Genomic DNA, 12,162 nt, shown 5'->3' with positions numbered 1-12,162 from the left:
AGAACACCGGCGCGCGCGGACCGACAACGCTGCCCCCATCCGGAACCAGCGCTACCCCCACGGCGTTATCCCGGTCAACACCGGAGGATGTGATGCGAGTCTTTCTCGGCATGATTTTGGGCGCGCTGCTCTTGGTTTGCGGCGTCTATGTCATCGATTCCATGCGGACGTCGAGCGTCGCCAGCGGGCAGGTCGCGCAGGAGACCCGCACCATCGTCAATTGGGACGTCGCAGCCCAGGACTGGAATGCGCTGAAGACGCGCGCCCATGAGGAATGGACCAAAATCGCCGCGAAGTAGCCGCGGACGTCCTATGGTCGACACAAAACAAATGGCCTCTCCGGCGCCGGAGAGGCCATGATTCTTGGCGAAAACGCTTCAGTGCTGTCTCAAACCATGAGGCCGCCCAGCAGTTCCCTCCGCCGTCATTGCGAGCCAACTGGTCGGCGCAAAGCGCCGCCCGATGACAGGCTCCGCGAAGCAATCCTTTGGTCAGCAAACGTGGAAGGATGGATTGCTTCCTCGCTCCTCGCAATGACGGGCGGAACGAAGAGAGGCGACACTTATGACGTCGCAGAACTAGGGCATGTACTCATAAACACCCGATGTCCGCTTTCTGGGGTAAGCGCGCAACAAGATTTGGTTCGAGCTTGCTGATCTTCAGTTCGCTGCAGCCGGCGGCTCATAAAGTCGCAGTAACGCCGCCGTCGCCGCCTCGGCGCGCTGTGTGATTTCGCGCGGGCTCGGACGGTTGCCGACACCGAGCAGCAGACGTGTCATCTGGGTTCCCCATAATAGGCCCACGAAATGCTCGGCCATTTCTGCAGACTCGCCGTCGAGCAGCCCCGCCGCACGGGAGCGGGTCATGAGTTCGCGCAAAGCGGTGCGGCTTGCTGCGATACCGACATCGTTCAATGCCTTGGCGACATCTGGCGCGCGGACCGCCTCGGCGATTGCCAGCCGGAACACCGCGATCACGGTGGGATCGCTGATCTCCCGCAAGAGATTGCTTCCGAACGCGGCCAGCGCCAGCGTCAGCGTCTGGCGGTCGCGCGGCTCAGGCAAATCGGCCGGCATGCGCAATCGTTTCGCACGCTCGGCGATGCAGGCGGCCAGGATCTCCTGCTTGCTGCCGAAATGCGCATAGAGCTCGCGCTTCGATGCTTTCGCCCGCGTTGCGATTTCGAGCGTGGAGGTCTTGGCGAAGCCCTGCTCCATGAACGCCGAAAAGGCTGCCTCCAGGATGCGCCGGCGTACCGGGACTTCCCCGGCCGCATCCGCGCGCGACTTCACAACTTGTTTAACCGTCATCCGGCCACCTTGACTTGGTACCAACCGGTACCGCACATCGCCTGCAGCTTGGTACCATATGGTACCAGCGAATCCTAGAGGTGTAGTCATGACAAAACCCATTCTCGTCACATCTGCAGGCGGCGGCAGGCAAGGCAAGACCGGCCGTCACGTGTCCGAAATGCTGCTCGCGCGTGGCGTTCCCGTGCGCGCCTTTGTCCATACGATCGACGAACGATCGGAGCGACTGCGTGCACTTGGCGCCGAAATCGTCCAGGGCGATTTTCTCGACATCCGTTCGGTCCAGCGCGCTGCGCAAGGCACGTCGGCGATCTATTTCGCCTATCCGGTCCAGGACGGTCTTCTCGACGCGGCCACCCCAATGGCACTGGCCGCCCGTGAGGCCGGCGTATCCAGGCTGGTCAATCTGGTGATGCTGCAATCCTCTCCCGATGCGCCGACGCCGCGCATGCGGCAGAACTATTTGTCGGAACAGGTCTTCGAATGGGCCGACATCGGTGCGGTGCATATTCGCGCGACCATCTTCTACGAAAATGTCGCAGCACTGGTCCGTCAGAGCCTGCCAGCGCAAGGTGCGGTCCGGCTGCCCTGGGGCGGCGAAAATACCGTTCTGCCGCTGGTTGCGGGCGAAGATGTCGCCCGCGTCGCCGCCGGCCTTCTGGCCAGCCCCGAACTTAAGGCGGGCACCGCCTATCCGCTGATCGGCGCAACGCTGTCGCTGAAGGAGATCATCGCGACCTTCGCGCGCGTCCTTGGCCGCGATGTGCGGTACGAGCAAATCTCCGACGACGAATGGCGCCAAGATGCGCGGGCACGCGACTACAATCCCCATGCAGTCGAGCATCTGTCCTCACTGTGGCGGGCGATCCGCGGCGCCGCGATCGACCCGAAGGATCCCCGCTATGCAGTGACCGGTACGATCGAAAAGATCGGCGGCGCACCGCCGAAACCGTTCGAGACCTTCGTGCGCGAGAAGCAAGGCGAATTGCTCGCGAGCTAGCGCTTCGCCGCCGGTGCATTCCCCCTAGTTTCTCTCGATCTTGCGGCCCATGTTGGCCTTGCGAGCGTCGGCGATCGCCTGCTCGAACTGGTCCATGCTGAGCGCGCCGGGGACGCGGTACTTGCCGACGATGAAGGACGGCGTGCCGTTGAATCCGAAAGCCTCGGCCTGCTCGTTGTTGCGCACCAGCAGCGCGTCGATCGCCTTGGCGTTGGCGTCGAGATCCTTCTTCAGCCGGTCGACGTCGAGGCCGGCGCCGGAAAGCAGTTCGGCGATGCGCGGCTCGGTAATGCGCGAATTGACCGAGATCATCGCCTCATGGGCGGCCTCGAACTTGTTCTGGTAGCGTGCCGCCAGCGCCATCCGCGCCGCGACCTTGGACACCGGCCCGAGGATCGGCCAGTCCTTCAACACCAGGCGGACCTTGCCGTCGTCCTGCACCACCTGACGGAGTTCGGGCGCGAGCTTGCGGCAATAGGGGCAGTTGTAGTCGAACCATTCGACGATGGTGATGTCGCCGTCGGGATTTCCGATCACGGGAATTTCCGGATCGCGCAGCACCTGCGCCTCGGTCAACACCTTCTCTTCCTCGGCGCGCGCAGCTCCTGCCGCCAGCAGCCCGATGCCCGCGCCGAACAGGCCGAGCGTTGTGCGGCGGGTGAGCCCGGAATTGATCCCGGATGGTTTGATCAGTTGGTTCATGTCTGGCTTTCGCGCGGGTCCCTCGCCGTTCTACGCTCAGGACACATTGATGTTACCCAGCAACATATAGATCGCGACGGCGATAATCACCGCCGCAAAGACCGTATTGAGGGCGCCGCGCCGTTCCGACAGGTGCCGCGCCGACCGCGTGCCGACCAGCCCCCCGGCGATGCCGCCGGCGACAAACAACGCCGCCAGGCCCCACGACACCAGTCCCGACCATGCATAGCTCAATGCTGTGGTCATGCCAAAGGCGGTGACGGCCACCAGCGAGGAACTGACCGCGTTCATGATCGGCATCCCTGTCGCCAGCATCAGGGCCGGCACGATCAGAAAGCCGCCGCCGATCCCGAAAAAGCCGGACATGGTCCCGGTGGCAAGGCCAAAGCCGATGATCGCGGGCATGTTGGCCATCGAGATCTTGACGTCGGTCAGCCCGACCCGCGCACGGGTCTTCAGCATCAGCCCTGCGATCGCCAGCATCACCAGCGCGAACAGCGCCAGCAGCTTGTGGCCGTCGAGCATCTTGCCGAGGATCGAGCCGCCGAATGCACCGCACATGCCCGACAGCGCGAACACCAGCGCGCAGGACCAGATCACGCTGCCGCCGCGCGCGTGATTGGAGAGGTTGATCGCGGCGTTGGCGGCGACCGCGATCGCCGAGGTGCCGATCGCGACATGCGGCTCGGGCACGCCGACCACATAGACCATCAGCGGCACGGCCAGGATCGAGCCGCCGCCGCCGACCAGGCCGAGCGAGAAGCCGACCAGCATGCCCGATGCGAGGCCAAGCACACTTTGAGCTGCGGAGAAGACCAAGGGGAACAGACTCGCGTTTGCGGCCGCGACCTTAGAAGAATTTGCTGTTCAGCGCTATGCCGATAGCACAAAACTGCACTGCATCGGCTATCAGCGCAGCAGAATTGTCACGGCGAGCGGCACCAGCAGCGACGTGACCAGCGCATTCAGGCTCATCGCGATGCCGGCAAAGACACCCGCGACCTCGTCGACCTGGAACGCGCGCGCCGTGCCGATGCCATGCGCGGCGATGCCGGCCGCAAAGCCGCGGGCGCGGTAATCGGTGAAGCCTGCGCGGTTCATCAGCGGCGTGACGATGATGGCGCCCATGATGCCGGTGAGGATCACCGCGACCGCCGTCAGCGAGGGATCGGCATGCAGGGATTCGCTGATGCCCATCGCGACGCCGGCGGTGACCGATTTCGGTGCCAGCGACAGCGCCACATCGCGCGGCAGGCCGAAGGCTTCGGCCAGCAGCACCACCGAGACGATCGCCACGATCGAGCCGACCACGAGCGCAATCAGCATCGGCAGGACCGCGGCCGCGACCCGCCTGCGGTTCTCGTACAGCGGAGCCGCGAGCGCGACTGTCGCCGGCCCGAGCAGGAAATGCACGAACTGCGCGCCGGCGAAATAGGCGGTGTAGGAGGTCTTGGTCACCAGCAGGAAGGCGGCGATGATCCACACCGAGTGCAGCACCGGATTGGCGAGCGGATGGCGCGCGGTCTTCAGCGAGACCGCATCAGTCACCGCATAGGTCGAGAGCGTCACCGTCAGCCAGAGCAGCGGCGACTGCGAAAGATAGACCCAGAGCGAGAACGGATTGTCGCTCATCGCCTCTCCTCGCGGCGCGCCAAGAGACGGCTGGCGGCGACGAAGGTCGCGACCGTCGCCAGCAGCGTGATCACCACCGAGATCGCCAGCACCACGAGGATGGCGACGCCGTGGGCTTGGAGCAGGTTGAGCTTCTGCACCACGCCGACGCCGGCCGGCACGAACAGCAGCGAGAGATTGGCGAGCATGCCGCGGCTTGCGCTCTCGACACCGTCATTGGCGAGCGGCCCGCGCGCGAACGCGGCGAAGCGGTCGCGCGCGAACAGCAGCGCCAGCAGCAGCATCAGCCCGATCACCGGGCCCGGCACCGGCACGCCAAGCGCGCGCACCGCGACCTCGCCGATCAATTGGCAGAGCAGGATCAGGCTGAGGCTGGCGATCATGGCGCGGCGTTCGCGAAGGACATCCACCTATCAGGTCGCCGCGACGGGGGCTTGTCAATGCGTGAGGCGCTGTCGGGGCGCATCTTTGCCAGGCCCGTCATCCTCGCCGAACTCGTCACCGTCATCCTGAGGTGCGAGCTCTTGCGAGCCTCGAAGGATGAACGGCCACCGGCGGGGCCGTGCATCCTTCGAGGCTCGCCCAGCAGCGCAATTGCGCTGCAAGGCTCGCACCTCAGGATGACGGGTCTGGACTATTGCCGCTCACTACTCCCGCGGCTGCAGCGCCATCAGGGTGCCGGTCATGGTCGCGACCAGCGTCTCGACGCCGTCCTGCACGGCGTAGGCCTTGGCCTCGCACACCGTGAGTGTGCGGCCCGGCTTGACCACCGCGGCGCGGAACAGGAAGCGCTCGCCGCGGGCCGGCGCCAAGAGGTTGGTCTTGAACTCGACGGTGAGGATGCCGGCGCCTTCGGGCATCAGCGTGAAGGCGGCGATGCCGCAGGCATTGTCGAGACCGGCGGTGATGATGCCGGCATGCACGAAGCCGTGCTGCTGGGTGAACTCCACCGCATAGGGCATTGCGAGATCGACCTCGCCCGGCGCCATGCGCGCGATCGAAATGCCGAGCGTCTGCATCGCGCGCTGGCGCGCGAAGGTGTCGGCCGCGACGGCGCGAAAATCCGGATTCTTCGGCTCGAAGCTCGGCATGGCGGTCACGCGATTGCGGGTTCGGCAGGGACGAGATGCGGCATCGCCGCATAGCGGATCGCCGGTGCGAACGGCACCGATTTGTGCGCAGCACGATCGATATGCACGGCCGTGATCTCGCAGGTCGCGGCTATATCGCCGGTTTCCGCGTTGCGCATCTCGTGCAGGATGCGAAGCGACTTGTCGCGGAATTCCGCCAGCCGGCTCCTGACCTCGATGACGTCCCCCGCGAACAGCTCGCGCTTGTAGGCGATGCTCTGCTGCACGGCGGCCATGCCGCAGCCGGACTCGCGCAGATAGCTCGGCGTCAGCCCGATCCGCGCGAACATGTTCCAGTTCGCCTCGTCGAACTTGCCGACATACCACATCACGTTCATGTGGCCGATGTGGTCGCAGTGCCAGGGATAGACCGCGCCGCGATAGGTCGCCTCGCCCTCCATCTTGCCGCTCCTCCGCTTTTGCCATTCTTGATACGGTAGCGTATCACTGGCGAAGCGGGCTAGCAATACGGTACCGTATCGGGTCCGGTCTGCGGAGATCACATGACTGAAGGCAAGGGCGACGTCTGGATCGCCGCCGGCTTTGCCGAGCTCGCCCATAGCGGGGTCGACGGCGTGCGGGTCGAGGTGTTGGCGAAGAATCTCGGCGTCACCAAAGGCGGCTTCTACCGCCGATTCCGCGATCGCGCCGCGCTGCTCGAGGCCATGCTGGCGCGCTGGCGCGACGGCCGCATTGCCGCGATCGAGAAGCAGACCGCGCTCGACGGCGCCAGCGCACGCGAGCGGCTGAAGGCGATCATCACGCTGTACACCGAGCGCATGAATACGGAGGCGATGGCGATCGAGCTCGCGATCCGGCAGTGGGCCCGCACCGACGAGGCGGCCGCCGCGGCCGCGGCAAGCGTCGACGCCGCGCGGCTGAAGAATGTCGGCCAGCTCTACCGCGCCACCGGGCTGTCGGGCGAGGAAGCCGACGCGCAGGCCTTCCTGTTCTACGGCTTTCTGTTCGGCCAGAGCTTGCTGTTCCCCGACCGCGGCCCGCGCAAGCGCGCGCAGCTGTTGGCCCAGTCGGCGGACAAGCTGCTCGCAGAGCAGCAGTAGAACGGGGCCAAATGAAAAGCGGCCGGCTTTGCACCGGCCGCTGATCAGATCCGTCCGGGCAGGCTCAGGCGCCCTTCAGGCGCTTGTTGCATTCGCTGTAGTAGCCGCCGCCCTTCTGAATCCACTTCAGGCCGCCATTGCCGCCGGTGGCCTTGTTGGCGTTGTATTGGTCGACGCAAGTATGCATGCGTCCCTTGCCTTCGGTCTCCTTGGCATATTTGGGATCGATGGCGCTCGGAAACACTGCCGGACCGCTCGGCGCTGCCGGTGCCGCAGCGGGAGCAGCTTCCTTCTTGGCCTCCTTCGGCGCGGCCGGAGCGGGCGCGGCGGCCGTCGGCGGCGGAGCGGCGGGCGCCGCAGCCGGCGTCGCGTCGGCGCCGCACTGCGCCTTGCGGAAGTCATTCCACTTCTGGCCGCCGAGGGTGCCGGCCGACTTTGCCGCCTGGTACTTGGCGCTGCACTCCTGCGCGGTCAGCGCCTGCGCCGGCGCGCTCGCCGCGACGGCTGCAAAGCCCGACACCGCCATCACGCACAACAATCTGGTCTGAATGTTCATCCCTGGTCTCCCTTTGGGGGGCATTGGAATTAAGACCATTATCCTAGCGCAACCCGAACTTGCGACAACGCGCTGGCGCGCCGCCCCGGCAAAATATTGTGGCGGCGGGACCGCCGCATGTTCATCCGCGGTTCATCATCGCCGCGCGACGGTTCGGCTCCTTTCCCGATGAGGTACCTGCCATGACGAAGATTTCCTCGCTCGCGACCGTGACTGCGCTCGCCTCCGTGCTGCTGATGGGCGGCGCGTTCGCGCAAACGGCCGCGCCGGCCGCCAAGGATGCCGCCCCGCAGGCCACCGCGCCGGCCAAGGAGTCCAAGCCGCGCAGCGCCGCCTCGCTGGAATGCTCGAGGCAGGCCGACGAGAAGAAGCTGAAGGGCAAGGAGCGCAAGAAGTTTCGCAAGGCCTGCCTGAAGGAAGCCGGCGACAAGGCTGCGCCGGCGGCCGCACCGGCCAAGCAGTAATCGATCAGACCGCTCGCGCCGGTAAACGACGCGAGATGGCGAGGCGGGACCGCCCCGACACATCGGGCGCGGTCCCTTCGTGTTGACGCGGCCTTGTCACAATCGATCGGCCGGCGCATTGCTGCATGGCGCTGCTGCAATTGTTCTACGGATGCGAATTTGCCATAAGATGCCGTGACCCAGCTCCCCGCATCTGTCGCGACAGCCATTCCTGACCGCGCCAAAGTCCTGAACGGGCTCGAGACTCTCGTCATCGGCACCGCCGGCGGCGTGCTATTCCTGTGGGCGGAATTGCCGGGCGGGCTGATCTCCGGCGCGATGGTCGCGGTCGCCATCGCCGCGCTGGCGGGACGGCCGCTCGCGGTGCCGGCGGTGCTGACGCAGGCCGTGCTGCTGCTGCTCGGCATCTCGCTGGGATCGCTGATGTCGCAGCAACTCCTTCAACATATGAGCTCGTACCCGCTCACCATCGGCCTGCTCGCGCTCGCGACCTTCTGCTCGACCTTCGGCTCGAGCCTCTATCTGCAGCGCGTGCACGGCTGGGACCAGACCTCGGCGTTACTCGCCGGCAGCCCGGGCGCGCTGTCGCAGATCACCATCCTCGCCGCCGAAAAGGGCGCCGACGTCGCCGCCATCGCCGTGGTGCAGACCATGCGCGTCATCATCCTGACCGCAGCACTGCCGCTGGTGCTGGCGCTGACCGGGGTGACGCACGCAGCTCCCCCGCCGCTGCCGGCGACGGTCGCCTCGCCGCTCGGCCTTGCCGCGCTGGTTGCCGCCTCGATCGGCGCCTCGCTGCTGCTGCGCTGGGTGAAATTTCCGGCCAGCTGGATGTTCGGCGCGATGCTCGCCTCCAGCCTGCTGCATGGCTCGGGCCTGGTCGATGGCGGCCTGCCGCCCTGGGTCCGCAACGTCGCGCTGGTCGGCATCGGCGCGCTGATCGGCACCCGCTTCGCGCGGATGAAGACCTCTACTTTGCTCAGCCACATCAATGCCGGGCTTGGCTCGTTCGCGATCGCGATCCTGATCTCGGCGGTGTTCGTCGCGGTGATCGCCTTCACCACCCATGTGCGGCTGGCCGACGTCGTGGTGGCGTTCGCGCCCGGCGCGATGGACGCGATGCTGGCGCTGGCGCTGACCCTTCACATCGACCCGATCTTCGTCGGCGCGCATCACCTCTCGCGCTTCGTGTTCGTCACGATCTCGACGCCGGGCATCATCCATCTGTTCGGCCGCCCCCAGGACGACGTCGACGATTAGGCCACACCTGGCTTCGTAGGATGGGTAGAGCGCAGCGAAACCCATCGGGTTGGTGCCGCGGGAGAGATGGTGGGTTTCGCTGCGCTCTACCCACCCTACAGGTTACGACGGTTTCAGCCCCTGGCCGTCTTCGCCACGCCCCAGGTGGCAGTCGCGGCCATCAGGAGCGAGATCAGCACGTTGTAGCCGGCGAGCGAGATGCCGAGGAAGCGCCACTGCACCTCGTCGCAGCGGATCACCTTGACCTTGTCGAGCTGCTCGAGCAGCGAGCCGGCCTTGCTGAAATCCATCACCGGGCCGGAGCAATCGGTCGGTCCCGGCCAAAATCCCCATTCGACGCCGGCGTGGTAGGCCCCGAGCCCGGCATTGGCCAGCGCGGCGAGACCGAGGATCGCAAGCCCCGCCAGCAGCACCGGACGCGGCGCGCCCTTCGCCGCCGCGAACGCCACCACGGCGCCGAGCGGGACCGCGAGGTAATAGGCGTAGCGCTGCTCGAGGCAGAGCGGACAGGGCAGGATCTCCAGCACCAGCTGGAAGAACCAGGCGCCGGCCAAGGTCGCGGCCGCAATCACGGCGATCGCGGCGGCCGAGGTCAGCGCCGGATTGCCGGTGGCGGCGGCATGCGACTGATGGGCGGCGGCGAGCGTCACGGCAGTTCTCCTGGCAGTTGTCTCGGCAGGTCGCCTGCTTGCATCGCTCGGACGGGCCATGCTCGTTGGGGCCCCGGCCCTGCTCTCCCGGGTCGTATCGCGCGAAAATACCGCTGTCGAGGCGCGGGACAATCACATCCGCGCGGGTTGACCGCGACGGGCCGCCCGCTATAGTCCGCGCGCTTCGCAACCTTGGCCATTTTCCACGGCCCGGGCCATGAAGGCCCCTGTGGCGGAACTGGTAGACGCGCTCGACTCAAAATCGAGTTCCGCAAGGAGTGCTGGTTCGATTCCGGCCAGGGGCACCAACTAGGCTGTTCAAGCCCGTTCTCAAGCGTCCGCAACCGTCCGCGCAGTGCTTCAAACCCTTGAAAAATAGGCACTTCTGTTAACCCGGTGTTCGTCACCGTTTGTTCTCATCCAATCCCGGCCGATCTGTTGGTATTGGGAGAACAGACGTTCACGGCGACTTCCGTTATTCCAAGCTAAGGAATTGAGCAGCTGGCCCGCAAGAGCGACGGCGCGCACGCAAATCCAAAGCAGGATCAGGACTGACGTCGACTGCCGAACTGCCCGACCGAAATTCGGCGGGGACGCGTGGAGCCCGGCCAAGATTTCCGACGTGACCGGCGGCGACCTCTATCTATTCGTCACGCCGGACGTGAGCAGGCCCGGCAGCGCTGCCTCCAAACTCTGGCGGATGGGCTACCGCTTCCATGGCCGTCAGAAAACCTACTCCTCGGCCCTTACGGCAATGGCCGCGATGGCACATTCTCTCTTGCCGACGCACGGCGCGAGCGCGACAAGGCCAAGGACCGACTCAAAGAAGGCAAAGACCCGACCACCGAGCGTGGTGCTTACCGAGCTTCGCGACGTCCGCTTGTTTAGCTATAACGTTTTTCTTTGCCGTCGTCAGCGTACCAGTCAAACGGCTCGTCAGAGAGATTGACGATGACGTTCTGGATCTGCGTGTATTCCTCAAAGGCGACGACGCCATTCTCGCGCCCGATGCCGCTCATCTTGAAGCCGCCCCAGGGCGAGCAGGGATCGATGCGATGGTGGTCGTTGATCCAGACGATACCACTCTGCAGTTGATGCGCGACACGATGTGCGCGAGTCACGTCACGAGTCCAAATGGATGTGGCGAGGCCGAATTCGGTGCCATTGGCGATGGCAATCGCTTCCTCCTCGGCGTCGAACGGAATGACGCAGACCACCGGGCCGAAGATTTCCTCTTGGGCGATGCGCATAGTGGGACTCACATGGGTGAAGATGGTCGGCTGGTGATAATAACCGTTCGCAAACTGCGCACCGTCCGGCCGCCTGCCGCCAGCCGCGAGGACAGCGCCCTCCTGCAGACCGATCTTCACATAACGCTCTGTGATATCGCGCTGCCTGGCTGAGACCAGCGGCCCCATTTGAGTCGCCATGTCCTGCGGATCGCCGAGCCGGATCGCATTGGTGCGTTTCACCAGCTCCGCCACGACAGCGTCATGCACTGAACGCCTCACGAGCAGACGCGCGCCCTGCACGCAGGTCTGGCCGGTGGCGATGAACGACGCGAACAGCGCTGCGGCGACGCCGCGCTCCACCGGCGTGTCGTCGAACATGATCACCGCGGCCTTGCCGCCAAGCTCGGCGGCCACCTTGGTGAGATTGGCGCCGGCCATGGAGGCCACCATCTTGCCAGTCTCGGTACCGCCGGTGAGATCGATCTTCTTGATGCGCTTGCTGGCGGTCAACGCCTTGCCGGCCACGCCGCCGAGACCGGGCACCACGTTGTAGACGCCATCGGGTACGCCGGCTTCCTTGAAGATGTCGCCGAGCAGCAGCGGAGTGATCGGCGCGAGTTCGCTAGGCTTCACCACCATGGTGTTGCCCGCCGCCATGGACGGCGCGATCTTCTTGGTGAGGATCAGCAGCGGATGATTCCAAGGCGTGACATGACCGACAACGCCAAGCGGAACGCGGCGCGTATAGTTCAGGAAGTTGCCGCCGAACGGCGGGACGGTGTCTTGGTACGTGCGCGCCAGCGCTCCGAAATACCGGAACCATTCCGGCAGGCGGCCGAGCTGCGCGCTCATCTCACGGCGGGCGCGGCCAATCTGGTCGATCTCGATGGTGACGAGTTCGGGCAATTTCTTCGCCAGCAATTCGCCCGCCCGGTGCATGATGTCGCCGCGCACGGCGCCGGGCGTCGCTGCCCAGACCGAAGCAGCCTGCTCGGCGGCGTCGATGGCGCGGTCGATATCCGTCTCATTGCCTTCGGCAACGTCGGCGAGATGGCTGCGGTTCTTGGGATTCTCAACCCGCATCACACGCCCCGACGAAGCGGACTGAAAGCGGCCGTCAATGTAGAGGCCGTAGGGCTTGCCGCCATTCATCATGTTCTGTCCT

General features: G+C 65.5%; 15 protein-coding genes and 1 tRNA gene. 6 read left to right on the top strand and 10 right to left on the bottom strand.

Features of this window, described 5'->3' with window-relative positions; translation table 11 throughout:
- Positions 1-92 precede the first annotated feature (92 nt).
- A complete protein-coding gene (locus tag XH93_RS05880) occupies positions 93-299 on the top strand; it encodes a hypothetical protein (protein WP_194472791.1) in 207 nt (68 codons plus the stop codon).
- Positions 300-659: 360 nt separating this feature from the next.
- On the opposite strand, the gene XH93_RS05875 is transcribed toward XH93_RS05880, so the two are convergent.
- Positions 660-1,292, bottom strand: coding sequence for a TetR/AcrR family transcriptional regulator (locus tag XH93_RS05875; protein ID WP_244626638.1), 633 nt, complete (start codon positions 1,290-1,292; stop codon positions 660-662).
- Between the two features lie 178 nt (positions 1,293-1,470).
- Here XH93_RS05875 and XH93_RS05870 point away from each other — a divergent pair, with 178 nt between their 5' ends.
- Positions 1,471-2,310 carry an NmrA family NAD(P)-binding protein gene (locus XH93_RS05870; RefSeq protein WP_172628144.1) on the top strand — a complete coding sequence of 280 codons (840 nt, stop codon included), beginning with the start codon at positions 1,471-1,473 and terminating at the stop codon, positions 2,308-2,310.
- Positions 2,311-2,334: 24 nt separating this feature from the next.
- Here XH93_RS05870 and XH93_RS05865 read toward each other — a convergent pair whose 3' ends face one another.
- The 6 genes from XH93_RS05865 to XH93_RS05840 form a co-directional block, all read right to left on the bottom strand.
- Positions 2,335-3,012, bottom strand: a complete 678-nt coding sequence (locus XH93_RS05865; protein ID WP_194472789.1) for a DsbA family protein — start codon at positions 3,010-3,012, stop codon at positions 2,335-2,337.
- Positions 3,013-3,048: 36 nt separating this feature from the next.
- Positions 3,049-3,786 (bottom strand): sulfite exporter TauE/SafE family protein, encoded by a 738-nt coding sequence (locus XH93_RS05860; protein ID WP_194475007.1) that lies wholly within the window; start codon positions 3,784-3,786, stop codon positions 3,049-3,051.
- A gap of 135 nt (positions 3,787-3,921) precedes the next feature.
- Positions 3,922-4,644, bottom strand: coding sequence for an LrgB family protein (locus XH93_RS05855; protein ID WP_194472788.1), 723 nt, complete (start codon positions 4,642-4,644; stop codon positions 3,922-3,924).
- Positions 4,641-5,027, bottom strand: a complete 387-nt coding sequence (locus XH93_RS05850) for a CidA/LrgA family protein (protein ID WP_139480641.1) — start codon at positions 5,025-5,027, stop codon at positions 4,641-4,643. The genes XH93_RS05855 and XH93_RS05850 overlap by 4 nt, the downstream gene beginning before the upstream one ends.
- 264 nt (positions 5,028-5,291) lie before the next feature.
- Positions 5,292-5,735 (bottom strand): PaaI family thioesterase, encoded by a 444-nt coding sequence (locus XH93_RS05845; protein ID WP_194472787.1) that lies wholly within the window; start codon positions 5,733-5,735, stop codon positions 5,292-5,294.
- Between the two features lie 5 nt (positions 5,736-5,740).
- On the bottom strand, positions 5,741-6,175 hold the full coding sequence (locus XH93_RS05840) for a thioesterase family protein (RefSeq protein ID WP_139861672.1): 435 nt from the start codon (positions 6,173-6,175) through the stop codon (positions 5,741-5,743).
- A gap of 102 nt (positions 6,176-6,277) precedes the next feature.
- Between XH93_RS05840 and XH93_RS05835 the strand changes: the two genes are divergently transcribed.
- Positions 6,278-6,835 carry a TetR/AcrR family transcriptional regulator gene (locus tag XH93_RS05835; RefSeq protein ID WP_194472786.1) on the top strand — a complete coding sequence of 186 codons (558 nt, stop codon included), beginning with the start codon at positions 6,278-6,280 and terminating at the stop codon, positions 6,833-6,835.
- Positions 6,836-6,899: 64 nt separating this feature from the next.
- Here the strand turns inward: XH93_RS05835 and XH93_RS05830 are convergent, their stop codons facing one another.
- Positions 6,900-7,391 carry a hypothetical protein gene (locus XH93_RS05830; RefSeq protein ID WP_139480537.1) on the bottom strand — a complete coding sequence of 164 codons (492 nt, stop codon included), beginning with the start codon at positions 7,389-7,391 and terminating at the stop codon, positions 6,900-6,902.
- A 182-nt stretch (positions 7,392-7,573) separates the two neighbouring features.
- On the opposite strand from XH93_RS05830, the gene XH93_RS05825 reads away from it, so the two are divergent.
- Together XH93_RS05825 and XH93_RS05820 are read left to right on the top strand one after the other, a co-directional pair.
- The gene (locus XH93_RS05825) at positions 7,574-7,855 is read left to right on the top strand and encodes a PsiF family protein (protein WP_139480536.1); all 282 of its coding nucleotides are present in this window, start codon (positions 7,574-7,576) and stop codon (positions 7,853-7,855) included.
- A 174-nt stretch (positions 7,856-8,029) separates the two neighbouring features.
- Complete coding sequence (locus tag XH93_RS05820) at positions 8,030-9,115, top strand: AbrB family transcriptional regulator (protein ID WP_194472785.1); 1,086 nt, start codon at positions 8,030-8,032, stop codon at positions 9,113-9,115.
- Between the two features lie 113 nt (positions 9,116-9,228).
- Here the strand turns inward: XH93_RS05820 and XH93_RS05815 are convergent, their stop codons facing one another.
- A complete protein-coding gene (locus XH93_RS05815; RefSeq protein WP_194472784.1) occupies positions 9,229-9,825 on the bottom strand; it encodes a disulfide bond formation protein B in 597 nt (198 codons plus the stop codon).
- A gap of 163 nt (positions 9,826-9,988) precedes the next feature.
- Here XH93_RS05815 and XH93_RS05810 point away from each other — a divergent pair.
- Positions 9,989-10,073, top strand: a tRNA-Leu gene (locus XH93_RS05810).
- A 576-nt stretch (positions 10,074-10,649) separates the two neighbouring features.
- On the opposite strand, the gene XH93_RS05805 is transcribed toward XH93_RS05810, so the two are convergent.
- A complete protein-coding gene (locus XH93_RS05805) occupies positions 10,650-12,152 on the bottom strand; it encodes an aldehyde dehydrogenase (protein ID WP_194472783.1) in 1,503 nt (500 codons plus the stop codon).
- Between the last annotated feature and the right edge of the window lie 10 nt (positions 12,153-12,162).

This window comes from Bradyrhizobium sp. CCBAU 51753 (assembly GCF_015291565.1).
Taxonomy (GTDB): Bacteria; Pseudomonadota; Alphaproteobacteria; order Rhizobiales; family Xanthobacteraceae; genus Bradyrhizobium; species Bradyrhizobium ivorense.
The sequence above is the reverse complement of the archived record's forward strand: the minus strand, read 5'-3'. Positions and strand labels throughout refer to the sequence as shown.